The organism is Actinomadura rugatobispora (assembly GCF_055379765.1).
In genome coordinates this window covers 10,772,069-10,796,243 of sequence record NZ_AP029191.1, presented here as the reverse complement: position 1 = coordinate 10,796,243, position 24,175 = coordinate 10,772,069, and the positions used below count along the sequence as shown (strand labels likewise).

The window sequence follows — 24,175 nt, the reverse complement described above, 5'->3', positions numbered from 1 at the left end:
CCGCGCTGACCTCACGCGGACCCACCCCCGTTCTCCCGGACGCCGCACCCGCGGCGGCTTCGCGCTGCCCTCCGACCGATCCGATCGACCGATCCGCCCGACCGATCAAAGGAAGGTTCTTCTCCCCGATGGCGACTTTGCTGTACCGGCTGGGCCGATGGTGCTTCGGGCGCCGCGGCCTCGTCGTGGTCACATGGCTGCTCCTGCTGGGCGTCATGGGCGGGGCGGCGGCCGCGTTCAGCGGCTCGACCACCTCCGAGTTCCGCATGCCCGGCACCGAGTCCCAGCGGGCGATGGACGCCCTGGGCGAGCAGTTCCCGCAGGCCGGGGGCGCCACCGGCACCATCGTGATCGCCGCCCCGCGGAACGCGCCGCTGACCGCGGAGCAGGTGACGCCCATCGTCCGGCAGGCCGCCGCGATCCCCGGCGTGACCGCGGCCACCGACCCCTTCCAGACCCGGTCGCTGTCGCCCGACGGCAGGTACGCGCTGGTCCAGGTCCAGTTCGCGACCAAGGCCGCCGACATCACCGACGCCCAGCGCACCGCCTACGAGAACATCGCCCGGGACGGCGACGGCGCCCAGGACCTGCGGGTCGAGGCCGGCGGCGACCTCACCCAGGCGCCGCACGGCGCCGCGGCCACCGAGGCCGTCGGCGTCGCGGTCGCCGCGGTCGTCCTGGTCATCACCTTCGCCTCCCTGGTGGCCGCCGGGATGACGCTGCTCAACGCCCTGGTCGGCGTCGGCGTCGGGATGGCCGGGCTGTACGCGCTGACCGGCGTGGTGGAGCTCAACGCCACCAGCCCGGTCCTGGCGCTGATGCTGGGCCTGGCCGTCGGCATCGACTACTCGCTGTTCATCACCTCCCGCCACCGGCAGAACCTGATGGAGGGCCTGGACGCCCGCGAGGCGGCCGGGCGCGCGATCGGCACCGCCGGGTCGGCGGTGGTGTTCGCCGGAGCCACCGTGGTCATCGCCCTGGCGGGGCTGTCGGTGGTCGGCATCCCGTTCCTGACCGCCATGGGCCTGGCCGCGGCCGCCACCGTCGCGGTGGCCGTCGTGGTCGCGCTGACCCTGCTGCCCGCCGTCCTGGCCTTCGCCGGTGACAAGATCCTGCCCCGCAAGCTGCGCGGCCGTGCCGCGGCGCAATCGGCGCAGGCCCCGGGCGGCTCACCGGAACGGGCGCTCGGGTTCCGGTGGGGCCGTGCCGTGACGCGCCTGCGCGTTCCGGTGCTGCTGGCCGGGGTGCTCGCGCTGGGTGCGCTGGCGCTGCCCGTCCAGGACATGCGCCTCGCCCTGCCCGACGCGGGCACCGCGGCCGAGGACTCGGCCCAGCGCCAGGCCTACGACCTGACCAGCGAAGGGTTCGGCGAGGGGTTCAACGGCCGGCTGATCGCCGTGGTGTCCGGCCCCGACGCCGCCTCCACCCAGGCCGCCGCCCGGCGGACCACCGAGATCATCGGCGGTGTGGAGGGCGTGCAGGCGGTCGCGCCGGCGCAGTTCAACCAGTCGCGCACCACGGCGCTGGTCGCCGTCATCCCCAGGACGGGCCCGACCGACACCGCCACCGAGGAGACCGTCCACGCCGTCCGCGACCGGGTCGCCGGCGTCCAGGGCGCCGAGGTCGCCCTCACCGGCACCACCGCGGTGGGGATCGACATCTCCGAGAAGCTCGCCGACGCCCTGCCGGTCTACCTGCTGCTGGTGGCCGGCCTGTCGATCGTGCTGCTGATGCTGGTGTTCCGCTCGGTCCTGGTGCCGGTCAAGGCCGCCGCGGGCTTCCTGCTGACCGTCGGCGCGACGTTCGGGATCACCACCGCGGTGTTCCAGCAGGGGCACCTGGCCGGGCTGGTCGGCATCGACACTCCCGGCCCGCTGGTCAGCTTCCTGCCCATCATCCTGATCGGCATCCTGTTCGGCCTGGCCATGGACTACGAGGTGTTCCTGGTCTCGCGGATGCGGGAGGACTTCGTCCACGGCGACACTCCCCGCCGCGCCACCGTCAACGGCCTGGGCCACAACGCGCGCGTCGTCACCGCGGCCGCGCTCATCATGATCGCGGTGTTCGCCGGGTTCGTCGTCACCCCCGACCCGATCATCAAGTCCATCGGGTTCGCGCTGGCGATCGGGGTGTTCATCGACGCCTTCGTCGTCCGGATGACCCTGGTCCCGGCGGTGATGTCGCTGCTCGGCCGGGCCGCCTGGTGGCTGCCCCGGTGGCTGGACCGGGCCCTGCCCGACCTCGACATCGAAGGGGAGAAGCTCCGCCGCGAACTGGACGAGCCCCCGGCCCGCCAACTGGAGTACAGCGGCATGGGCCGCTAGCCGCGGTGTCCGGGGGCGCTCAGGCGTCCTCCGGGAGGGCCTTCCGCAGCCAGGCACGGGCCGTCGCAAGGTAGTCGCGGGCGAGGCCCGTGCCCGCCGCCCACGCCTCGAATCCGTGGGGTGCGCGGGGCACGACGTGGAAGGTGGTGTCGACGCCTGCGGCGCGCAGCCGCCGGGCGTAGTCGCGGTCCTCGTCGTGGAACAGGTCGATGTCGCCCACGCCGATCCAGGCGGGCGGGAGCCCGCCGAGGTCCTCGCGCCGCGCGGGCACGGCGTAGGGCGGCACGTCCGGCGAGCCGGGCTCGGCGCCGAGGTACGAGCGCCAGCCGAAGCGGTTGAGCCGGTTGTTCCAGACGCGGTGGCCGACGGCGTCGAGGTCGCGCCGGGCGGCGGTGCGGTCGTCGAGCATGGGGCAGAACAGCCACTGCGCGACCGGCCGCGGGCCGCCCGCGTCGTGCAGCCGCTGGGCGAGGGCCGCGGCGAGCCCGCCGCCCGCGCTCTGCCCGCCGACGGCCACGCGGGACGGGTCGACGCCGAGCGCGGCCGCGTGCTCCTGGAGCCAGGTCCAGGCGGCGTGGCAGTCGTCGAGCGCCGCCGGGTAGGGGTGTTCGGGCGCGAGGCGGTACTCGGCGGACACGACGGTGATGCCGAGCTCCAGCGCGGTGGAACCGCAGAGCCGGTCGTCCTGCACGGCGCCGCCGATGACCAGGCCGCCGCCGTGGATCCACAGGAGCGCGGCGCCCGAGCGGCGCCGCCGGGGCCGGTACACGCGGATGCCGGGGGTGACCCCAGGGGCGAGTCCGAGGGTGACGCCGGGCTGCCGCGCCGGGGGCATCCGGCGCGTGGCCACCTGCATGAGGCGGCGGGCGGGCGTGCGCTCCAGCGGCAACGGCGGCATCAGGCGCAGCCTGCCGCGCAGCTCCGGCGCGACCGCCGAGAGCCTCATGATCGCTGCTCCGGAGTGGCGATCGCCTGCATGGACGGCTCCCTCCTGGTTCACGGCCCACGCGCCGGCGACGCGCGGCCGACCGGACGGTGGACGTGGCCGGAACGGCAGCATACGCGCGCGCCCTCGCCGGCGCCCGGGCGGCCGGGCGGGCGCACCGGGGCGGGCCGCCCGGTTCCTGATCACCCGAACCGGCCGACCATGGCAGGCTGGTGTCGTGACGACCGACAGCGGAAGGCGGAACGCGTCCACGTCCATGGGGAGGCCGCGTGTGACGTCGCGGGCCGCCCTGGAACGGCTGGCCTTCGGGCTGTTCGCCCGGCAGGGGTTCGACGAGACCACGGTCGACGACATCGCGGCGGCGGCGGGGATCGGCCGGCGGACGTTCTTCCGCTACTTCGCCTCCAAGAACGACCTGGTCTGGGGCGACTTCGAGGAGCACCTGACGAGGCTGCGCAGGCTGCTGAACGAGACCGATCCGGCCGTGCCGCCGGTGGAGGCCATCCGGCGGGCGGTGGTGGAGTTCAACCGGTTCGACCCGAAGGAGGTGCCCTGGCACCGGCAGCGCATGCGGCTCATCCTGGAGGTGCCGACCCTGCAGGCCGACGCCACCCTGCGGTACGCGTCCTGGCGCGCGATCATCACCGAGTTCGTCGCCGCCCGCACCGGCCTCCCGCCGACGGAGATGGTGCCCCTGCTCGCGGGCAACGTCGTCCTGGCCGCCGCGATCAGCGCCTACGAGCACTGGCTGTCGCGCGAGGACGAGCCGGGGCTGTCGGCCCTGCTGGACGAGACGATCCGCCAGGTGGCGGCCGGTCTGGCGACCGTGCTGGACCTGGCCGGAACGCCCGCCCCGCCCTGACCTGGCACTCCACCGGGCTCACCCCCCGTCCTGCCGGACGGCGTGGGCGATCAGCTCCCCGATGAGGACGGCCGTGGCGGCGGGACCGCGCAGCGGCGACGTGGGGAGGATGGAGGTGTCGGCGACGCGGAGCCCGGACAGGCCGTGGACCCTTCCGCGGGCGTCGACGGCTGCCGAGGGGTCGGCGGCCGGGCCCATCGGCACGGTGCCGCAGGTGTGCTGGGACGTGCCGAGACGGGCCGCCGTCCACTCGTCGAGCAGGCGGTCGTCGTCCAGTGTCCGGGGCAGGGGGTCCACCGGCCCCAGGGCGATCTCGCTGAAGGCCTCGGTGGCGACCAGGGCGGCGGTCGCCCGCACCGCCTCGCGCATGCGGCGCCGGTCGTCGGCGGTCCGCAGGTAGCCGTAGTCGATGTGCGGCGGGGTCGCGGGGTCGGGCGAGACGGTGCGCACGCCGCCGGTGAGGCGGGGCGTCTGCACCGAGGCGAGGAAGGCCAGGGGCGCGCCGGGCACCGACGTCCGCCCGCCGACCAGCCCGGCCATCGGCACGAGGGACTGGAGGATCTCCAGGTCGCCCGCGCCGTCGCCGTCCGTGGAGGGCAGGTGCAGGGCGCCGCCGAGCCAGGAGCCGGAGGGCTCGTCCATCGGCCGCCCGGGCATCCACTCCAGCACGACCTGCGGGTGGTCGCTCAGCGTGGCCCCGACCGCGGGGAGGTCGTGCACGACGGGGATGCCCAGGCGGTGCAGGTCCCGCGCGGGCCCGATGCCGGACAGGTGCAGCAGGTGCGGTGAGGCCAGGGAGCCCGCGCACAGCACGATCTCGCCGGCCTCCAGGACGGTCCGGCGTCCCTCGCGTTCGACCACCACCCCGGTCGCCCGGCCGCGGCGGACGACGACCGACCGCACCGGGCAGCCGCCCGCCACGGTCAGGTTGGGGCGTCCGAGCGCGCCGAGCAGGTAGGCGATCCCGGTGTTGACCCGCCGTCCGTCCACCGCGTTGGAAGGGACCGGGCCGAACCCGGGCGGGTCCTGGGCGTTCTTGTCGGGTTCGTCGGCGTGGCCGAGTTCGCGGGCGGCGGCCTGGAACGCCGCGGCGGCGGGGTGCTCCAGGCTGGTGCGGCGGATCGGGACCGGTCCGCGATCGCCGTGCAGCGGGGTGGCCCCGTGGTCGAGGTCGTTCTCCAGGGCGCGCATGAACGGCAGCGCCCGCTCGTAGGACCAGCGGGGGTCCCCCGCCCTGGCCGCCCACCGGTCGAAGTCCCCGCGGCGCGCCCTGATGAAGTAGCCGCCGTTGACGGCGGTCGATCCGCCGAGGAAGCACCCCCGGGTGACGGTGTAGGGCATGCCCGGCGTGAGGCGGGCCGGGAACGTGCGGACGGCGGGGTGGCCCGGTTGCGCGCCGGGGACCAGGCGCGCGTCGAGCAGGCCGGCGGGGAACTCCGGCGGCGTGCGCGGTACCGGCCCGGCCTCCAGCAGTAGGACCTCGCGGCCGGGGTCCTCGCTCAGCCGGGCCGCCAGGACCGCGCCGCTGCCGCCCGCGCCCACCACGAGCACGTCGGGCCGGGAGCCGCCGCGCCCACCCGCGCTCCCCTGGACGCGGCGCACGCGTTCATCGGGCACCGGCACAACAGCCTCCCACCGAATCGGCCCCCGGCCCTTCCTTTTGACACTCGATGCACTTACTATCGCCCACAGGCGGCACGGACCGCCACCCCGCCCCCCGCGGGCGGCCCACCGCTCATCAGCCGAGGAGGCCCCATGGAGACCACGACCCCCGACGCCCAGGCCGCGGACCAGACCGACGACCGCACCGCGGAGCTCGCCGACGCCGAGTCCCTCATCGAGGAGGTCTCGATCGACGGCATGTGCGGCGTCTACTAGAACCAGAGAGCGCCATGCCCGTGATCGACATGGACCGCGCCTGGGACCTGCACCCGCAGGTCTCGGTGCGGCCGGAACCCTTCGGCGCGCTGCTCTACCACTTCGGCACCCGCAAGCTGTCGTTCCTCAAGGACCGGCGGCTGCTGGCGGTCGTGCAGGGCCTCGGGGACGCGCCCACCGCGCGGGCCGCCTGCACGGCCGCCGGGGTCCCCGCGCCCGACCTGGACCGGTACGGCGCGGCGCTCGCCGCGCTGCACGGGTCGTCCATGCTCGTCGAAAGGACTCCATGAGCACCACAACGCGGCCGGCGTCCGGGACGCGGCTGGTCGACCTGTTCGAGCACGGGCTCGACGCGCCGATCTGCCTGACCTGGGAGCTCACCTACGCCTGCAACCTGGCCTGCGAGCACTGCCTGTCCAGCTCGGGGCGGCGCGACCCGCGCGAGCTGAGCACCGCCGAGGCCAAGGCCGTCATCGACGAACTGGAGGCCATGCAGGTCTTCTACGTCAACATCGGCGGCGGCGAGCCGACCGTCCGCTCCGACTTCTGGGAGCTGCTGGACTACGCCACCGCCCACCACGTGGGCGTGAAGTTCTCCACCAACGGCGTCCGCATCACCCCGGAGGCGGCCCGGCGGCTGGCCGCCAACGACTACGTCGACGTGCAGATCTCGCTGGACGGCGCCACCGCCGAGGTCAACGACGCGCTGCGCGGCCCCGGCTCCTACGACACCGCCCTGCGCGCCATGCGCAACCTCGCCGACGCGGGGATGAAGAACTTCAAGCTCTCGGTGGTGTGCACGAGGCACAACATCCCGCAGATCGACGCGTTCAAGGCGCTGGCCGACGAGTACGGCGCCCAGCTGCGCCTGACCCGGCTGCGCCCGTCCGGCCGCGGCGCCGACGTGTGGGACGAGCTGCACCCCACCCCCGCGCAGCAGCGCGAGCTGTACGACTGGCTGGTCGCCAACGGCGACAACGTGCTGACCGGTGACTCCTTCTTCCACCTGTCCGCCTACGGCGACCCGCTGCCCGGGCTCAACCTGTGCGGCGCCGGGCGGGTGGTGTGCCTCATCGACCCCGTCGGCGACGTGTACGCCTGCCCGTTCGCGATCCACGACGAGTTCCTGGCCGGGAACGTGCGGCAGCCCGGCGGGTTCGCCCGGGTCTGGCGCGAGTCGGAGCTGTTCCTCGGCCTGCGCGAACCGCAGACCGGCGGAGCCTGCTCCTCCTGCTCCTTCTACGACAGCTGCAAGGGCGGCTGCATGGCCGCCAAGTTCTTCACCGGCCTGCCCCTGGACGGCCCCGACCCCGAGTGCGTCCAGGGCCACGGTGAGAAACTCCTGGCGCAGCGGCCCGAAGACCGGGCGGGCATTCCCAAGCCGTCGGCCGACCACTCGCGCCGTACCGCCCCGGCCCGGCGGGCACCGGTGCCGGTGACGATCGGCCGCCGCCCGGACCTGGACCGGCCCCCGGTCAGCGCCTGCGCCGAAGACCCGCTGGCTGGCCTGCGGGCCCCCTAGGACGACGCTCCCAGGACGACACAGCGACGACACAGCCCTACTCTTCTCGGGCGGCGAGCGGGACGCGTCCCGCTCGCCGCCCCCTGCAAGGAGACAACCCGATGCCGAGAAACCCCTGGTTCGAGACCGTCGCCGAGGCTCAGCGCAGGGCCAGGAAGCGGCTGCCGGCCATGGTGTACGGGGCGCTGGTCGCCGGCTCCGAACGCGGCCGGACCATCAAGGACAACATGTCGGCCTTCGCCGAGCTCGGCTTCGCCCCGCACGTGGCCGGCCAGCAGGCGCAGCGCGACCTGTCCACCACCGTCATGGGCGTGGAGACCGCGCTGCCGGTGCTCATCTCCCCCACCGGCGTGCAGGCCGTCCACCCCGAGGGCGAGGTGGCGATCGCGCGCGCCGCGGCCAACCGGGGCGTGATCATGGGCCTGAGCTCGTACGCCAGCAAGCCCGTCGAAGAGGTCGCCGCCGCCAACCCCAACGTCTTCTTCCAGATGTACTGGAGCGGCGACCGCGACGCGATGGTGCAGCGCATGGAGCGCGCCCGCAAGGCCGGGGCCAAGGCGCTCATCGCCACCCTCGACTGGTCGTTCTCCAACGGCCGGGACTGGGGCAGCCCCGTCATCCCCGAGAAGATCGACCTCAAGACCGCGGTGAAGCTGGCCCCCGGCGTCCTGCCGCGCCCGGGGTGGCTGTGGAGCTTCGCCAAGACCGGCCGCATCCCCGACCTGTCCGTGCCCAACCTCCAGCCGCCCGGCGGCCAGGCGCCCACCTTCTTCGGCGCCTACGGCGAGTGGATGCAGACCCCGCCTCCCACCTGGGAGGACGTGGCGTGGCTGCGCAAGGAGTGGGGCGGCCCCTTCATGCTCAAGGGCGTCACCCGCGTGGACGACGCCAGGAAGGCCGTCGACGCCGGCGTCACGGCGCTGTCGGTCTCCAACCACGGCGGCAACAACCTCGACACCACACCGGCCACCATCCGCGTGCTGCCGTCCATCGTCGAGGCGGTCGGCGACCAGGTCGAGGTCCTCCTGGACGGCGGCGTGCGGCGCGGCGGGGACGTGGCCAAGGCCCTGGCCCTGGGCGCCCGGGCCGTGCTCATCGGCCGCGCCTACCTGTGGGGGCTGGCCGCCAACGGGCAGGCCGGGGTGGAGAACGTCCTGGACATCCTGCGCGGCGGCCTGGACTCCGCGGTCCTGGGCCTGGGCCACTCCAGCGTCCACGAACTGTCCCCCGAGGACCTGGTCATCCCGCCGGGGTTCCTCCTGACCCTGGGCGGCGGCGCGGTCGCGGACGCCCCGGCGAGCTGACGTGCCAGAGGAGAGGGGCCGCGACCTGGCGGAGGCGGCGTGGCCTGACGTCCAGGCCGATCCGCTGGTGCTGGTGCCCGTCGGCTCGACCGAACAGCACGGGCCGCACCTGCCCCTCTCCACCGACACGGTGATCGCGCGGGCGGTCGCCGAGGGCGCGGCCGGCGCCCTGCGCCGGCACCCGGCCGCGCCCGTGCTCGTCGCCCCGGCGATCGCCTTCGGCGCCAGCGGCGAGCACGCCGGCTTCCCGGGGACGATCTCGATCGGGCACGAGGCGCTGCGCGCCGTCCTCGTGGAGACCGTCCGCTCGCTGGCCCTGTGGGCGGGCAGGGTCGTCTTCGTCAACGGGCACGGCGGAAACGTGGCCACGCTCGACGCCGCCGCGCACCAGATGCGCGCCGAAGGGCACGACACCGCGTGGGCAGGCTGCGAGGTCCCCGGCGGCGACGCGCACGCCGGGTCCACCGAGACCTCCGTCATGCTGCACCTGGCCCCGCACCTGGTGCGGCCGTTCGGCGCCGTCACCGGTGAGCGCCGTCCGCTGGCCGAGGTGCTGCCCGACCTGATCGCCCACGGCGTCCGCGCCGTGTCCCCCTCCGGGGTCCTCGGCGATCCCGCCGGGGCGTCGGCCGAAGAGGGCCGCCGGATCGTGGAGGCGATGGTCTCGTTCGTCGCCGCCCGGATCGGCGCCGGCCGGGTGGACGCCCGGGGACGCCTCCTCGACCCCGGCGTCCCGGCCCCGGGACCACGCCCGTGAGCGGCTCGGGAGACCGGCGCTCCTTCGCCCTCCCGGCGGGCCTCCCCATCGCGCTCGACCGGGGGACGTCCCTCTGGTCGGGCGGACGGGTCGCCACCGGCGGATCACCCTGGAAGGTCGTGCGCCTCGGCGAGGCCGCCCGCCCCCACCTGGCGGCGCTGCGCCGGGCCGGAGCGCGCGGCCTGGCCGACGACTCCCGCGTCGGGCGGGCGCTGGCCCGGCAGCTCATCGACCACGGTCTGGCCCACCCGGTCCCCGTGCCGCGCCCCGGCCCGCACGAGGTGACGGTGGTCGTCCCGGCGTTCGGACGCGCCGACGAACTCGAAGGAACCCTGGAGGCGGTCAAGGGCCTGCCCGTCATCGTCGTCGACGACGGATCCCCGGACCCCGGGCCGCTGCGCCGCGCCGCCGCCGCGCACGGAGCACGGCTCGTCGGGCACGACCGCAACCGGGGCCCCGCCGCTGCCCGCAACACCGGGCTGCGGCTGGCGCGGACGCCGTTGGTGGCGTTCGTGGACTCCGACTGCCGCCCCTGCGACGGCTGGCTGGACGTCCTGGTCCCGCACTTCGACGATCCCCGCGTCGCGGCCGTCGCCCCGCGGGTGGTGCCCCGGTCCGGGGACACCCGGCTGCTGGCCCGTTACGAGGCCGCCCGGTCCGCGCTCGACATGGGCCCGCGGCCCGCGCTGGTGCGCCCGGGCGGCAGGCTCGGGTTCGTCCCCACGGCGACGCTGCTGGTCCGCGTGGCGGCGCTGGAGGACGCGCCCTTCGACGAGCGGCTGCGGCTCGGCGAGGACGTCGACTTCGTCTGGCGGCTGGGAGATCTCGGCTGGAACGTCCGCTACGAGCCCGCCGCCCAGGTCGCCCACACGCCGCGGCTGCGCCCTTGGGACTGGGCGCGCCGGCGCCACCAGTACGGCACGTCCGCGGCCGACCTTGCCCGCCGCCACCCCGGCCGGGTGGCCCCGGCCCGGCCCTCGATGTGGAACCTCGCCGTCCTCGCCTTCCTCGCCCGAGGGCATCCGGTCCCGGCCGCCGCCTGCGGCGGACTGGCCGCGGTGCTGCTCGCCCGCCGCCTCTCACAGCTCCCGGCGGACTGGAGCCTTGCCGTCGCCATCGTCGCCAAGGGCACCGTCGCCGACGCGGCGGCCCTCGGGCACGCGCTGCGCCGCGAGTGGTGGCCCGCCGGCCTGCTGGCCCTGGCCGCCTGCCCGCGCAGCCGCCTGGCCCGCGCCGCCGCGGTGGCCATGCTCGCGCCCATCGCGCTGGAATGGCTGCGGCGCCGCCCCGGCGTCGACCCGGTCCGCTACACCGTCCTGAGGCTGGCCGAGGACGTCGCCTACGGGTCCGGGGTGACGGCGGCCTCGGCGCGCGCCCGGACCGCCGCCCCCCTGCTCCCGGACATCCGCCTCCCCGACGCGCTCTCGTCCATCCGCCGACGTCTCAGAAGCTGAGACCGCTCCGGCGTTGAGCGACTGCTTCAACGGCGGAGCGGCCGCAGGGGTGTGCTCGTCGCCGCCGAGGTCAGCTCGCGGCCTCGACCTCCGCTTCCTCCGAAGTCGCCTCCGGCTCGCTGGGGGCGGGGGCGGGCTTGCGCCAGTACATGGCGAGCTGGGCGGCCGCCCCGGCCAGCCCCAGGCCGGCCGCCAGCGCGGCGGCCTGGCCGCCGGAGATCCGCCGGTCGAGCCCGAGCGCCGAGTCCACGCTGTACTTGCCCGGCCCGAGGGCGGCGAGGGCGGTGGAGGCGATCGCGAGGTTCATCACGTACTCGTAGCCCTCGGCGTTCACGAAGAACCCGTTGGGCAGGTGCACCGACCGGGCCGCGACGCCCATCGTGCCCACGACCGCGGACGCCGCCAGCGGCGTGCCGGCCCCCGCGATGAGCGCGGCCCCCGCACCGACCTCGACGGCCGCGCTCAGCTGCGCCTGCAGCCGGGGCTGCCGGAACCCGATCGATCGGAACCAGCCCGCGGTCCCGTCGAGGGTCTGGCCGTGACGCACCCCGTGCGTGATCATGGTGCCGCCGATGGCGACGCGCAGCAGCAACCGCGCCACGTCCGTGCCTCGGCTTCCGCGCCGTGCTTTTCCGGACACCTTGTTCCTCTCGTTCGCAGACCGTCAGTCTTCTACACCACGCCCGCACCGCCGAGGGCGACCGGGTGGTCTCCAACATCCGCGGTGCACCGCTCCCCCGGGCGACCACCGGCGCCACCGCGTCCGCAACGCGCTCCGGGGTCCGCCCCATCCCCACCTTCATTTCACGTCCCTCAAATCCACAACCTATGAAATCGCTCACGGAAGGATGGGCCCGACAAGCCCGAGCACTTAACCCGAACAGCGGCGTTTTGTCGTGCAGCTGTCCTACGGTGTCGCCCCATGAGTGACGAGCGCTCCCCAGTGCGGGACGAGGATGTCCTGCTGCTTCCGGCCGACCTGCGGCGGCAGTTGCACCCGCGGCGAGGCGGCCATCCCGGCCCTGCCATCAAGATCGACAAGGCCGCCGCGGCGCGGCTGCGGGAGCAGCGCGAGAAGCGGTGGCCCGATCCCGCCGCCCTCAGCGCCAGGATCGTGGCCGGTCCGGATTGGCAGGACGGCGCGCGGCGGTACCTCGCCGGCGAGGCCGACCCGGTGGGCGCGGCGGCGGTCGCCCTGGTCCCGTGGAAGATCGACTGCTCGGTTCCCGGCAGCGAGCACCCGTCGGAGTGGGTCTGGGAGGGGGACGCCTCGACGGGCAGATGGGTGAAGAAATGGGCGAAGGGACGCGGTATCACCGATGAGCGCGCCCTGCCGCCCTGGAACGGCTACGACGAGGACTGGACCAGGGCCCGTTACGGTGGCTGGTCGCGGGGCGGCGTCCCCGAATCGCTGCAGGACCGGCAGACCCTGCTCATCAACGCCTGGAGCGCGGAGCACGGAGTGGCGTTCGCGGCGTGCGCCCTGGTCGAGCTGAGCACGGCCGCGGCGACCTGGGCCGGCGACTCGAAGCTCCGGTTCCGGGCCGGCGCGAATCTCTGGCTGGGCCAGGAGGGCGCCCAGCGCATGCGCACCCTCCTCGCGTCAGCCGATGACGGCGACTACGGGCAGGCGGTCGGAAGGCTGGCCGAGCACCGCCGCACCATCGAGCAGAAGGTCGTCGTGTCGTACCTGGTACCGACACGGCAGGAATGGCTCGCCGAATGCCGGGACTGGCTGGAGGAGAACCGATACGGGCTGGAGTGGCTGCGCCTGGCGATCGCCACACCGGAGCAACTCGCCAAGAAGAACGGGCTGGACTGGGAGGGCTATCCCCTGGGCTCGCTCGTCACGCTGGCCGACGGCGCCGGCGCGGAGGCTCTGCAGCTGTTCGTTCAGGGCCTGGACGGCGATTCCGATGACACCGAGCGCAAGCGGCTGCTCAAGGTGATCGGCCTGATGCCGTCGGACGAGGCGTTCCAGGTGCTGGTCGACCGCGCCGACGATCCGCTTGTCGAGCCCGTGCTGATCAAGGCGATGACCAGGTTCCCGGCACGGGCGCTCCGCCTGCTGGCCGCGGCGGGCGCCACCGGTCTGCTCACCGGTCACGTGCGGGCCCACCCGGAGCTGACCGCCGCGATGCTGCCCGAACTGCCGCCCGGGTCCCGCGCCACCGTGGAGGCGGTCGCCGCGGCAGACGCGCGGGTGCCGGAGGCGGCGCCCGACGACCTGCCCGGGCTCCTGATCGAGCCCCCGTGGGCCCGCGCGGGCGGGACGAGGCGGCAGATCGTCATCGCGGACCTGGCACCGCCGCCCGAGCAGAAGATGACCTGGGCGCCGGGTGAGCGGGAGGCATGGGCCGCCACCATGCCCACCTTCACCACGGAGCTCGGCTCCGACTGGGAGGCTGCGGCGAAGGAGTTCCGCGGCGGCGGCATGTACTGGTACGACGAAGTCGCACTACTGACACAGGGACCCGACGAGGTGGTCCGGCCCTTGCTCGCCGAGTGGAAGGGCATCCCCTCGTGGGATACCGGTGACGTCCCAGCGATGAAGCGCCTGGTGAGCCGGTTCGGCCAGGACGCCCTGCCCGTGGTGTCACGCGCCGCCACGGGGAACCCCGCCGCATGCGGAGGGCTTCTCCTGCCGTACCTGAACGCCGAGATCGCGGCGCTGATGGCCGACTGGCTGGCCCGCAAGAAGCCGGCCCGGCAGGCGGCGCTCGCCTGGCTGGACCGGCACGGCGCCGACGCCGCGCGGATGCTGTTCCCCGCCGCGCTCGGCAAGGCCGGAAGGAACCGGAAACACGCCGAGGGAGCGCTGCGGCTGCTGGCCGGCCGGACCGGCGCCGAAGAGATCATCACAGCGGCCCGCGACCTCGGTGACGAGGCCGCGAGCGCGATCGGGGCCCTGGTGGCCGACCCGCTGGAGGCCCTGCCGGACCGGATCCCGGCCGTGGGCGACTGGGCCAATCCCGGCGCGCTCCCGCAGATCCTGCTGCGGGGCCGCGAGCAGGCCCTGCCGGTGGCGGCGGCCGGCCATGTGATCACGATGCTGGCGATCTCGATGCCGGGCGAGATGTACGCGGGCGTCGGCGTCGTCCGCGAGTTGTGCGACGGCCGCTCCCTGGCCGAGTTCGGCTGGGCGCTGTTCGAACGCTGGGAGCAGCACGGCGCGCCGGCCAAGGAGGGCTGGGCGCTGGACCAGCTCGGCTGGCTCGGCGACGACGAGACGGTGCGCGCGCTGGCCGCCGCGATCGCCGCCTGGCCCGGCGAAGGGGGTCACCAGAAGGCCGTGCGCGGGCTGGACGTGCTCGCCGAGATCGGTACCGACCTGGCGCTCATGCACCTGAACGGCATCTCCCAGCGGGTGAAGTTCAAGGGGCTCAAGGCCCGGGCCCAGGACAAGATCGAGCAGATCGCGGCCCACCGCGGCTTGACGCCCGAGCAGCTCGCCGACCGCATGGTCCCCGACTTCGGGCTCGACGATGACGGCAGCATGACGCTCGACTACGGGCCGCGCCGCTTCACCGTCGGCTTCGACGAGGCGCTCACCCCGTTGGTCCTCGACGAGGACGGGCGCCGGCGGAAGACGCTGCCCCGCCCGGGAGCCGGTGACGACCCCGACCGGGCACCGGCCGCCTACCAGCGCTTCTCCTCGATGAAGAAGGTGGCGCGCACCGCCTCCGCCGACCAGATCCGGCGCCTCGAGAGGGCCATGGTCACGCGACGGCGGTGGACCGCGGCCGAGTTCCGGGAGCTGTTCGTCACCCACCCCCTGGTCTGGCACATCGCGCGCCGCCTCATCTGGCTGGCCGAAGACGGCGGCGCGACCGCCGCCTTCCGGGTCGCCGAGGACCGCACGTTCGCCGACGCGCGAGACGAGGCGTACACGCTGCCCGCGACGGCGACCATGCGCATCGCGCACCCCCTGGACCTCGGCGACGAGCTCGCCGCCTGGCGCGAGGCGCTGGAGGACTACGAGATCCTGCAACCGTTCCCCCAGATCGACAGGCCGACGTACGCGTTCACCGAGCAGGAGCGCGGGAGCGATCACCTCGCCCGTTTCGCGGGCCTCACGGTGCGCACGGTGCGGGTCCTGGCACTGCGCCACCGCGGCTGGATCCGCGGGTACTCCGACATCTCCCGCGACCTGTCCGCCGGCCGTCGCGTCCTCGTCAACCTGAGCCCGGGTCTGGGCTACGGCAGTCCGGACGACGAACCGGAGCAGCGGATCGAGGACGTCCGGCTGGCCGGTGGCGCCCACTTCGGCGACCTGGATCCGGTGACCGCCTCAGAGATCATCGCCGACCTCACCAGACTGGCCGACGCGACAGGCACACCCACCGAGAAGTAGCTTCACCCGGCGGTGACCTCGCTCGCTCGGATCGGCACGGGAGCCGGGTCCTCCCCCGCGCCGGCGATTGAGCGGGCACGGGAGAGGACCCAGAGGACGAGGAGCGTCAGGGCGGTGACGGCGATGGCTGCCACCGCCGCCGTCACGACGATCGGCTGCAGGCCGAAACCGACGACCAGAGGGCCGGAGAGCAAGACGGTGACGGGCATCAGCACATAGCCGGTGACCAGGTTCCAGCTGTTCACACGGACCAGCGCCGCATGGGGGATCTCGTCCTGCAGGGCGGTCGTCCAGAAGACGTAGTAGACGGCCTGCGCCGCGCCTGGGACGAGCGCCGCCGCGGCGATGGCCGGCCATGGGGCTTCGCCGCCCATCAGCAGCATGGGAATCGACACCGACATGGGCAGGAGTACCGTCACCGGGACGAGGTGCGCCGGGCGCCAGCGGACGCCGATCACCGCCCCCGCCAATGCCCCGAGGGGTTGGGCCGCGCCGATGACTCCCCACGCCAGTGCGCCGCCGTGCCCGTTCTCGGTGTAGAGCGGGCCGACGATCTTCATGTAGCAGACCAGGGCCGCGGTGATCACCGTGTAGTGCAAGGTCATGATCCAGACCCACGGGCGCCCCGTGAACTCTCGCCAGCCTTCCCGGAGCTCACGGATGGGGCCGGAGCGGGTCCGGCCGGGGCGATGGGTCATGAGGCGGCTGAGCAGTACGGCACTGATGCCGCACAACGTTCCTCGTACTGCTGCGGCGGATGCGGGACCGGCCAGGGTCACCACCGCACCCGCTGACACGAACCCGATGAGATGGCCGAGCGCCTCGGTCTGGCTGACCAACGCATTTCCCGCACGGCGCTGGCCTCCCTCCAGGAGGTCGGCGATGATCCCTCGCACCGTTGGCATGAAGATGGCCGCGGCGACCCCGCTCAACCCAGCCAGTGAGCAGAGCAGCGGGAGAGGGGCGCGCTCCATGGTGAAGGCCGCCCCCAGCGCCAGCCAGGCCAGGCACGCGAGAAGCTCCGCGCCCATGAGCACGTGGTGACGCCGGAAGCGATCGCCGATGACTCCGCCGCAGAGGATGAGCAGTGCGGGGAAGGTACTGCAGGCAACAACGAGGGAGAGTTCTCGGGCGCCGTATCCCATCCCCATGACGCCCCACGCAAGGGCGACCTGGCCGATCCCGACGCTCGTGCTCGAGATGACCCGGGATATGAACAGCGGAGCGGCCGATGCCTCTCTGAGCGAGGCCACGATTCCGGACAATGGTGGATGCCTTCAGGTGAGCGAGCATGAACTGCGCTACGTGGGTCGCGGGCCGTTCACGGGATCGCCGAGCACGTTGGCGATACTCGACTTCCGGGTCGGTGGGACGCCTGCGCGAGGGTGAGCGAGTTCCTGGGGCCGCCATACGCAGCCGTGCAAGGCAGGACTGTACGGCGAACCTTCGAACGAGCCCCCGAAGACGACAACGCGAGGTCGGCCCCGCCGTTCGAGCAGCCGCCGCTCACGAGAAGTCCCCGAGCATGGCATCGTCGAAGCCTCATGTGTCTCCCCCGCACATAACTCACACCGTCATCTCAGGCCACAGAGCGTAATGAGTATTGCCGTCTGAGTCACCGAGTGAGTGGAATTCGTCGCCGTTAGAGTGGGCCGCCCGCGAGCGCGAGCACATGAGCGCACACTCAGGCGCGCTGCCCTCCCGCCGCATCATCGGGGTTCGCGGTGCTCCATGCGCGTTCAAGGCGGGCATGGCCACGGTCCGCGTCGGCGGGGAGGATGACCTGTTCGGGCAGCGGATCGGTGTGCAGCATGCGGACCAGATGGGCCCGGCGGTCCAGCACCGCGCGCTGGTTGATGTAGCCCTTGTCCGTGATCTCCCCGTCGGCCAGCGAGGCGGGCTCGTCCAGGACGAGAGCTCGGGCGATCCTGCGGGAGGTTCCCGAACCCGCAGCGTTCAGTCGCGTCAGCGCGGCCGCGAGGGCGGCGCGGACCTGGGGTGGTCCAGGGAACGGCTCTCCAGAACCGGCCAGTGCCTCCGCCTTGGCCGGGTTCAGCCAGACGAGGGCGCCGATGTAGGGCGTGTCGTGCCCGGTGAGGACCGCGTCGGCGAGAAGGCCTTGGGAGGCGTTCAGCAGTTGCGTGCGCAGCGTGCCGGCGCTGACCCAGGTCCCGGTGGACAGCTTGAAGTCCTCACTGATCCGGCCGTCGAACACCAGTCCCTTCTCCGGGTCGTCGTCGTCCACCATGCGGACGGCGTCACCGGTCCGGTAGTAGCCGTCCTCGTCGAACGCCTCGCGGGTCCGCGCGGGGTCGTTGAAGTATCCCGGCGTCACAGAGGGCCCCTTCACGCGTATCTCCAGCTTGGGGCCGACCGGCGCCAGTTTGATCGATACTCCGGGCACCGGGAGGCCGATGCAGTCGCTGCGGCCCGAGGCGAAGTACGCCGACGTCGCGGCGGGGGCCGTCTCGGTGCATCCCCAGGACGTCGTCATCGTGGCCTCGGCGCCGACCGACGCGGCGACCCGCGTGATGCCGTCCCAGATCTGCTGGGGCAGTGCCGCCGCGGCGAAGAAGACGAAGCGCATGCGGGAGAAGAACGCCTCCGCGAAGGCGCGATCGCGCTCCAGATGCGGGAGCAGCGACGCGTATCCGGCGGGCACGTTGAAGTAGACGTTCGGCCGGACCTCGGCCAGGTTCCGCACCGTCCGCCGCACGAGGTCGGGACCGGGCCGGCCGTCGTCCACGTACAGGCTGCCGCCGTTGGCGAGGGCCAGGCCGACGTTGTGGTTCCCGCCGAAGGTGTGGCTCCAGGGCAGCCAGTCGAGCATCACCGGCGGCTCCTCGGCGACGAACGGCCAGATCCGCCGCAGCATCCGCTGGTTGGCGCACAGCATCCGATGGGTGTTGATCACCCCCTTGGGCAGGCCGGTCGAGCCCGAGGTGAAGAGGATCTTCGCGACGGTGTCGGGTTCCACGGCGGCGAAGCGTTCCCGCACCTCGGGCGTCGGCGCGGTGGCGGCCCATTTCCGGAACTCCTCACGACCGGCGAGCACCTGCCCGGCGCTCGTCCCCAGGGCACTCGCGTAAGCCTGGGGGTCGTCGGCGAAGACGACCGCCGGTTCGACCAGCCCCACCATGGCCCGCAGCTTGACGTGCGCGGGGTCGAGCAGTGAGTAGGCGGTACTGACCGGCACGACGGGCGAGCCCACGGTGAAGCAGGCAAGCGTCAGCAGCAGGTGCTCGATGCCGTTGCCGGAGAGGATCATGACGGGACGGCCGGCGGCCCCGCGGTCGAGGAGCGCCTGCGCGAGCCCGTCCACCGCCCGCAGCGCCGCGCCATAGGTGACCTCGCGCCACTCGCCCTCGGCCCGGTCGGCGACCAGCAGGCGGTCGGGGTGTTTCCGCGCACCCTCGCGGAACGGCGCCGCCATGTTCCGCGCATGCGGCCCGAGCGGCAGGGCCGACCTCAGGATCGTCGAGCCGTCATCGAGACGTTCCGCAACCGTTCTGGGGGTAGTGAACAGTTCCATCACTTACCTCCGGGCCTTGCCCTGGCCAACGGGAAGTCGGCAGAGAACGAGACGTTCGTGAGTGTGGGGGACCATCAGCCGGTGAACAGCCCGATGCCGCCGCCCCTGGCGCACAGACATGGATGAGTCCGCCACGGCCCTGGCGCCGGCGGCCCCCTGCGGGTGGTCGAGCGGACCTTTGTCTGCCGCGAGACGATCGTCCCGGACCACCACCGACACATGTGTCTGGGAACGTGGATCTCGACCATGCATGCGCTGCGGACATCGCCTCACATTCGGTGCGCAGCGACGCCACCTCGTCGAGTTCCTCCCTGGTGAAGTCCGCCTCGTCCTCGACGCTCTCCGCCGTGTCCAGCATGGAGCGACCCGTACCGGAATCGCGGTTGATCGCGTCCAAGATCCAATGCTCGGTGAACGACTCGCGGGCCCTGGACGGCACCGAGACTCGCGGCCATCCCGGGCACGAGAGAGAGGAAGTCGATCTGAGGAACGGTGGTCCCCACCGCGATGAAGGTGATCGAACCCGGATCGAGCGTCCGGTCCCGCAGGGCCCGCCTGGTGACGTCGACGGAGGATGGCGACCTTGGACAGCCTCATGGCGAGAAGTTATACATCTACATTTCGCACCGTCAATAGCTTGTAGAGAGACGACACGGGGTCACCCTCGATCACGCTGGCCTGCATGGGCCACACGCCGACCGCCTCCTCATCCCCTCGCTCGAGCGTGCACTCCGCCGTCCTGAACTGATTTCGCCACCCAGATCGGCCACCCGGCCCACTTCAATTGATCGCGATGCGCCACCGCGTCACGCTCCTCGCGATCGTCACAGCCCTGCCCTGTCGACGAGCTGACGACCCGACGCCGACATCACCAATGCACGAGAACATGACCGCCGACTCAGCCGCAAGCGACCCCCCTGTTGGACAAGGCGATGCCGTCACCACCCGGTCGCGCGCCCGTCTAGCGCTCTTGGCGGCCCTGACGCAACTGCCGGCCTGGAGTAGCGGCTTACCATCTCGTCGTGGCGGGTGGCGGGCGAACGGCCGCTGGCGGTTGCGCTTGCAGCACCTCGTTGCGCGACCCGCAGGTAGATTCCGGGGGTGGGGCCTCGGGATGCGCTGTGCCGTCCGATGCGGATCTACTCGCCGCGGATCACCCCCGCCGCTCGGGGCAGTACGGCGGTAAGCCGATCACCGGCGGATTCAAGCTCGGCGAGGACCACGTCGTAGTACGCGCGGTCGGCCTTGATGACCGCGCCCCAGCCGATGTCGGCGCCGCCACCCGTGCCGCACGGGCCGCCCGGCGCGTTGGTCACAGCGCTCGGGATCACCGCGATGATCCGGCCCTTGTCACCCAGCAGCACGACCGGCGTAATCCGAGGCCGCTTACAACCGTCGCGAGAGCCAATGACGTTCCCGCCAGCCAGATGCCACCCGCATCCCCGCACAGACGCGCTCTTCTTGTCCTCAACAAACACCTTCGCCGCCTTCTCCCTGGCGGAACGGATTGGCGTCAGCGCGGAAGAGGGCCGGGGTCCACGATCGTTGCCGGCGTGCTCGCTCGTCGGGGCCGAGCCGACCGTACGGCAAAAGCTCCGGCACAAGAATTGCCGGAGCTTTTACCCGCGCATCGTCAGCCGATGCGGATCACGATCCTGGCGCCGTGGTGATGGTGATGGTGGCGGAAGAAGTCGTGCCTGAAGAATTCACGATGATGCCTGTCGAACCTCCGGTCGTCCCTGAACCTCCGATCTCCGTGGTGTCCGTTCCGGTCGCCATCCCTGTGGTGTTCGATGGAGACCCGCTGGCCAACGGATGTCGGAGCCGCGTTGGCGGCCGAGATGCCCACGAGTCCACTGAGCGTGAGCGCCGCCGTCATCAGGAAGATGATAATGAGGCGCACGTCTCTCATTCCTTTCGCTGGATTTTACCCTTCGCCTCCGCCCCTCCTTGCCATGAATGTGTCTTTAGGTCAGCTTATGAAATCTGAGTTAGAGGCACCCCCAAGCCCGGTCAAATCACTCAAAACCCCGTCTGACTCCGCCGAGATGCCACGGATCATGGCAATCGGGCAGCCTGCGACGTCTCCGCAGACGGGGTCGCCAGGTCCTACCGCGTCCACCACCAGGGCGCATCCGGTACCGGCCTCGGCCGCGCGACCTGCATGTCCCCTCTCCGCCCGCTACATGGACCCCGGTGTGGTGACGCAATGCCTTCTGGGTTTCGGTGGAATGGGTGGGCGATGCTCGGCAACCGGTGTTGAGGGCCTGGCAGGGCCGCCAGCGGAGGTGGGTCAACGGAGAGCGCCAAGTGCGGCTTGTTGGCTGGGCGAGTTGCCAGTCGAAGCCGTAAAAGCCTCAACGCCATCTGGCGGTGCCACGCAACAGCCGCCGCGATCATGTGCGAGATCGGCAACCTGATCTCCACCCGCATGACCGAGCTCGGACACCACGATCACGCAGACCGCGAGCTTGTCGTACCTGGTGGCCACGGCCGGTTGCGCTGAGCAGGTTGATCGTGCACTCCACGGCATGACGTTCGCGGTGGTCGGTCTTGGCACCCTTGAGCGGCCGGCCGCCGCGCGAGCTGCGCTTTCCCCGGCGGGATGCCTTGTCCTTCTTGGCGCGCGAGGATTAGGCCTAATGAGTAGGCGGCGCTGGTAGCGCTGCGACGGCCGGCCGCGTCACGCCCTTGTTCGCCCGTACCCGGTCCAACCGGGTACGGGGACGACCGCCACCGGACCGAGGCGCCCGGATGCTCTGCGGCACTGGTTTCAACTGCGGTGAGTCGCCCCGCTGCCCGGCGGTGTCCTCCAGCGCCATCGGCTTTTGGTCCTGCTCGACAGCCAGGTGCAGCTTGGTGGTCAGCCCGCCGCGCGACCGTCCGAGCCCGTGTTCCGCAGGTTCGTAGCACTCGCCGCCCGGCGGTGCTTTCTGCTCGTTCCACTTCCGCGCACCGGCGGCGTGCTGCGCAGATGGTCGAGTCGACGCGACATCCCAGGTGATCGGGCCGTCGGGGTCGACCTGGGCCTGCAGATCGGTCACGATCGGCGCCCAGGGGCCATCGCATTTCCAGCGGCGGAACGGGCCGTACAGCTACCGCTGGGGCACATCCCGCGCCCCCACCGGATCCCATTGATGAGCTGCCGTTTCGTCCGCTTCGGGGGCCGACCCGGCTGCTTTCCCACCGGCAGCAACGGCTCCGGCACCCGCTCCCGTGCGTAACCGTCGAATCACCGCGATCCACGCATCACCGAGCCTAACGTTGGTCCATGCACACGATGCCGTCACGGGTCGAACTACGCCCGCTCACTCTCTCGGACCAGGACGAGTTCTGCTCGCTCGTGCAGGCCAGCACCGAGCTGCACCGGCCATGGATGCAGCTGCCCGCGACCGCGGAGGAGTTCCAGGTCTGGATGCGGCGCTTTGACGACGGCACCAACCGAGGCTTCCTGGTCCGTGTCCAGGAGACCGGCGCAGCCGCTGGCATGGTCAACATCAACTCGATCATCCGGGGGCGCTACCAGGGCGCGTCCCTCGGCTATGCGGCCTTCACCCCGTCCGCAGGGCACGGGTACATGACCGAAGGACTCGCCATGACCCTGCAGTACGCCTTCACCGACCTGCGGCTCCACCGGCTGGAGGCCAGCATTCAGCCGGCGAACAAAGCATCCCTGGCCTTGGTCCAGCGGCTGGGCTTCCGCTACGAAGGACTTTCGCCCGCCTATCTCTATATCGACGGGGGCTGGCGGGACCACGAACGCTGGGCCATCACCGCATCAATTCCCTGGACACCCGATCCATCCCTTCCCGAGGTATGAGTCGCACGGCGCCGCTTATGAAACACGCTCCAGAACGAACGCGCTCGCCATCAAACACCGACCCGCCGCCAACGATGACGCCATACTCGGAAACGGCCACCACCGACCAGGAGCACCAAACCGAACACTGCTGGGCCGCCACTCCCCTCCCACCCACTATCGCGGCAGCCCGCTTTCTACGTACTCCGCGCGAGCAGGCAAGGGCGGGCTTCACACCCCGGCCACCTCATGCCTCCGGTGTCGCTTCGCGGGCGGCGAACCGGCACGCGGTCAATTGCGCGGTCTCACCAGCGAGGTCCCATCCGGGATGACGGCGGCATGACGTTCAGGCGGACGCGCGGCGCACGATCGACGCCTCGTTTGCCTGGGCCAAAGCGCCATCGAGAGTGAGCCCGGCCCGCGTGGACCGGCAGGTGATCGTTCCGTGCCGCCCACGTTCCGCTCTTGATCATTCGCATCAAAGGGATCTTTGCGAACGCGTCACGGGACCCGGAATGCCCGCCGGTACGCGCCCGGGGTCGTGCCCACCTGGGCACGGAAGCGCCGCCGCAGGTTGACCGCAGAGGTAAGGCCGACGCGGGCCGCGATCGCCTCGACCGGCAGGTCCGTCTCCTCGAGCAGGGTGCGTGCCGCGGTCACCCGGCGGGAGAGCAACCACGCGCCGGGGCTCGTGCCGAGCTGGTCGGCAAAGCGCCGGGCCAGGGTGCGCGGCGAGACGCCCAGATGCGCGGCAAGGTCGCGCACCGACAATGGTGTCCCCAGCCGCGCGCCGGCCCATTCGAGCAGGCCGTCGAGCGCGTCCCCGGGCGGCGGGGGCGGCACGTACTGCGCCTGGCCGCCCTCGCGGTGCGGCGGCATCACGATGTGGCGCGCGACGAGGGCGGCGTGCACGGCTCCGTGGTCCCGGCGGACCAGATGCAGACACAGGTCGATACCCGCGCCCGCACCGGCGCTCGTGGCGACGTCGCCGTGGTCCACGTAAAGCTTGTCCGGCTCCACGCGTACCCGGGGAAACTCGCGTCGCAGCTGCTCGGCACGCGCCCAGTGCGTGGTGGCGGAGCGACCGTCCAACAGCCCCGTGCGAGCCAGCGCGAACACGCCGGAGCAGATCGTGACCAGCCGCGCCCCACGCGCGTGTGCCTCCAGCAGCCCGCTGCGCACGCGGGGCGACAGCGGCGCCTCCACCGGCAGCCAGCCCGGGATGATCACGGTGTCCGCGGACTCGAGCGCCGACAGGTCCCGCGAGACGACCATTGCATACCCAGCCGACGTCGGCACCGGGCCCGGCGTTTCCGTGCACACCTCGAACTCATAGTGGGACGTCACGCCAGGCCGCCGCGTACCGAAGACCTCGACGGCACAGCCGAGCTCGAACGTCGACTGCACAGGCCGCACCAGGGCAACCACACGATGCATGGCAGG

Annotated in this window: 19 protein-coding genes; 10 read left to right on the top strand and 9 right to left on the bottom strand. The window is 72.4% G+C overall.

Annotated elements, in window-relative coordinates:
* Positions 1-128: 128 nt before the first annotated feature.
* Positions 129-2,324 (top strand): MMPL family transporter, encoded by a 2,196-nt coding sequence (locus tag ACZ466_RS48220; RefSeq protein ID WP_378288347.1) that lies wholly within the window; start codon positions 129-131, stop codon positions 2,322-2,324.
* Positions 2,325-2,343: 19 nt separating this feature from the next.
* Here ACZ466_RS48220 and ACZ466_RS48215 read toward each other — a convergent pair whose 3' ends face one another.
* Complete coding sequence (locus ACZ466_RS48215; protein ID WP_378288348.1) at positions 2,344-3,270, bottom strand: alpha/beta hydrolase; 927 nt, start codon at positions 3,268-3,270, stop codon at positions 2,344-2,346.
* A gap of 271 nt (positions 3,271-3,541) precedes the next feature.
* On the opposite strand from ACZ466_RS48215, the gene mftR reads away from it, so the two are divergent.
* Positions 3,542-4,132, top strand: a complete 591-nt coding sequence (gene mftR, locus ACZ466_RS48210; protein WP_378288349.1) for a mycofactocin system transcriptional regulator — start codon at positions 3,542-3,544, stop codon at positions 4,130-4,132.
* 18 nt (positions 4,133-4,150) lie between these two features.
* On the opposite strand, the gene mftG is transcribed toward mftR, so the two are convergent.
* Entirely contained in the window at positions 4,151-5,755 is a 1,605-nt protein-coding gene (gene mftG / locus ACZ466_RS48205) for a mycofactocin dehydrogenase MftG (protein ID WP_464042017.1), read from the bottom strand.
* 132 nt (positions 5,756-5,887) lie between these two features.
* Between mftG and mftA the strand changes: the two genes are divergently transcribed.
* From mftA to mftF, 6 genes are all read left to right on the top strand, one after another.
* Positions 5,888-6,010, top strand: a complete 123-nt coding sequence (gene mftA / locus ACZ466_RS48200) for a mycofactocin precursor MftA (RefSeq protein WP_378288351.1) — start codon at positions 5,888-5,890, stop codon at positions 6,008-6,010.
* A gap of 14 nt (positions 6,011-6,024) precedes the next feature.
* A complete protein-coding gene (gene mftB, locus ACZ466_RS48195) occupies positions 6,025-6,300 on the top strand; it encodes a mycofactocin biosynthesis chaperone MftB (protein WP_378288352.1) in 276 nt (91 codons plus the stop codon).
* Positions 6,297-7,532: a mycofactocin radical SAM maturase gene (gene mftC, locus ACZ466_RS48190; RefSeq protein WP_378288353.1), complete on the top strand. Its 1,236-nt coding sequence runs from the start codon at positions 6,297-6,299 to the stop codon at positions 7,530-7,532. The genes mftB and mftC overlap by 4 nt, the downstream gene beginning before the upstream one ends.
* A 101-nt stretch (positions 7,533-7,633) precedes the next feature.
* The gene (mftD, locus tag ACZ466_RS48185; RefSeq protein ID WP_464042013.1) at positions 7,634-8,836 is read left to right on the top strand and encodes a pre-mycofactocin synthase MftD; all 1,203 of its coding nucleotides are present in this window, start codon (positions 7,634-7,636) and stop codon (positions 8,834-8,836) included.
* 1 nt (position 8,837) lies between these two features.
* The gene (gene mftE / locus ACZ466_RS48180) at positions 8,838-9,593 is read left to right on the top strand and encodes a mycofactocin biosynthesis peptidyl-dipeptidase MftE (protein ID WP_378281345.1); all 756 of its coding nucleotides are present in this window, start codon (positions 8,838-8,840) and stop codon (positions 9,591-9,593) included.
* Positions 9,590-11,047, top strand: a complete 1,458-nt coding sequence (gene mftF, locus ACZ466_RS48175; RefSeq protein ID WP_378281344.1) for a mycofactocin biosynthesis glycosyltransferase MftF — start codon at positions 9,590-9,592, stop codon at positions 11,045-11,047. The genes mftE and mftF overlap by 4 nt, the downstream gene beginning before the upstream one ends.
* 70 nt (positions 11,048-11,117) lie before the next feature.
* Here the strand turns inward: mftF and ACZ466_RS48170 are convergent, their stop codons facing one another.
* A complete protein-coding gene (locus ACZ466_RS48170) occupies positions 11,118-11,648 on the bottom strand; it encodes a DoxX family protein (protein ID WP_378281343.1) in 531 nt (176 codons plus the stop codon).
* Between the two features lie 321 nt (positions 11,649-11,969).
* Here ACZ466_RS48170 and ACZ466_RS48165 point away from each other — a divergent pair, with 321 nt between their 5' ends.
* On the top strand, positions 11,970-15,401 hold the full coding sequence (locus tag ACZ466_RS48165; protein WP_378281342.1) for a DUF4132 domain-containing protein: 3,432 nt from the start codon (positions 11,970-11,972) through the stop codon (positions 15,399-15,401).
* Positions 15,402-15,403: 2 nt separating this feature from the next.
* Here the strand turns inward: ACZ466_RS48165 and ACZ466_RS48160 are convergent, their stop codons facing one another.
* From ACZ466_RS48160 to ACZ466_RS48140, 5 genes are all read right to left on the bottom strand, one after another.
* Complete coding sequence (locus ACZ466_RS48160) at positions 15,404-16,654, bottom strand: MFS transporter (protein WP_378281341.1); 1,251 nt, start codon at positions 16,652-16,654, stop codon at positions 15,404-15,406.
* Positions 16,655-17,085: 431 nt separating this feature from the next.
* The gene (locus ACZ466_RS48155; protein ID WP_378281340.1) at positions 17,086-18,933 is read right to left on the bottom strand and encodes a feruloyl-CoA synthase; all 1,848 of its coding nucleotides are present in this window, start codon (positions 18,931-18,933) and stop codon (positions 17,086-17,088) included.
* Positions 18,934-20,072: 1,139 nt separating this feature from the next.
* Positions 20,073-20,297, bottom strand: coding sequence for a hypothetical protein (locus ACZ466_RS48150; protein ID WP_378281339.1), 225 nt, complete (start codon positions 20,295-20,297; stop codon positions 20,073-20,075).
* A gap of 269 nt (positions 20,298-20,566) precedes the next feature.
* The gene (locus tag ACZ466_RS48145; RefSeq protein ID WP_378281338.1) at positions 20,567-20,836 is read right to left on the bottom strand and encodes a hypothetical protein; all 270 of its coding nucleotides are present in this window, start codon (positions 20,834-20,836) and stop codon (positions 20,567-20,569) included.
* Between the two features lie 736 nt (positions 20,837-21,572).
* Positions 21,573-21,977 (bottom strand): hypothetical protein, encoded by a 405-nt coding sequence (locus tag ACZ466_RS48140; RefSeq protein ID WP_378281337.1) that lies wholly within the window; start codon positions 21,975-21,977, stop codon positions 21,573-21,575.
* Positions 21,978-22,204: 227 nt separating this feature from the next.
* Here ACZ466_RS48140 and ACZ466_RS48135 point away from each other — a divergent pair, with 227 nt between their 5' ends.
* Positions 22,205-22,753 carry a GNAT family N-acetyltransferase gene (locus ACZ466_RS48135; protein WP_378281336.1) on the top strand — a complete coding sequence of 183 codons (549 nt, stop codon included), beginning with the start codon at positions 22,205-22,207 and terminating at the stop codon, positions 22,751-22,753.
* A 480-nt stretch (positions 22,754-23,233) separates the two neighbouring features.
* Here the strand turns inward: ACZ466_RS48135 and ACZ466_RS48130 are convergent, their stop codons facing one another.
* Positions 23,234-24,169, bottom strand: a complete 936-nt coding sequence (locus ACZ466_RS48130; protein WP_378281335.1) for a GlxA family transcriptional regulator — start codon at positions 24,167-24,169, stop codon at positions 23,234-23,236.
* Positions 24,170-24,175 lie beyond the last annotated feature (6 nt).

What these genes read in the sequence shown, in the direction of transcription:
- ACZ466_RS48220 (WP_378288347.1), top strand. Translation starts at nt 129, where the DNA reads ATGGCGACTTTGCTGTACCGGCTGGGCCGATGGTGCTTCGGGCGCCGC.
- ACZ466_RS48215 (WP_378288348.1), bottom strand. Translation starts at nt 3,270, where the DNA reads ATGAGGCTCTCGGCGGTCGCGCCGGAGCTGCGCGGCAGGCTGCGCCTG.
- mftA (WP_378288351.1), top strand. Translation starts at nt 5,888, where the DNA reads ATGGAGACCACGACCCCCGACGCCCAGGCCGCGGACCAGACCGACGAC.
- mftB (WP_378288352.1), top strand. Translation starts at nt 6,025, where the DNA reads ATGCCCGTGATCGACATGGACCGCGCCTGGGACCTGCACCCGCAGGTC.
- mftC (WP_378288353.1), top strand. Translation starts at nt 6,297, where the DNA reads ATGAGCACCACAACGCGGCCGGCGTCCGGGACGCGGCTGGTCGACCTG.
- mftD (WP_464042013.1), top strand. Translation starts at nt 7,634, where the DNA reads ATGCCGAGAAACCCCTGGTTCGAGACCGTCGCCGAGGCTCAGCGCAGG.
- ACZ466_RS48165 (WP_378281342.1), top strand. Translation starts at nt 11,970, where the DNA reads ATGAGTGACGAGCGCTCCCCAGTGCGGGACGAGGATGTCCTGCTGCTT.
- ACZ466_RS48155 (WP_378281340.1), bottom strand. Translation starts at nt 18,933, where the DNA reads ATGGAACTGTTCACTACCCCCAGAACGGTTGCGGAACGTCTCGATGAC.
- ACZ466_RS48135 (WP_378281336.1), top strand. Translation starts at nt 22,205, where the DNA reads ATGCACACGATGCCGTCACGGGTCGAACTACGCCCGCTCACTCTCTCG.
- ACZ466_RS48130 (WP_378281335.1), bottom strand. Translation starts at nt 24,169, where the DNA reads ATGCATCGTGTGGTTGCCCTGGTGCGGCCTGTGCAGTCGACGTTCGAG.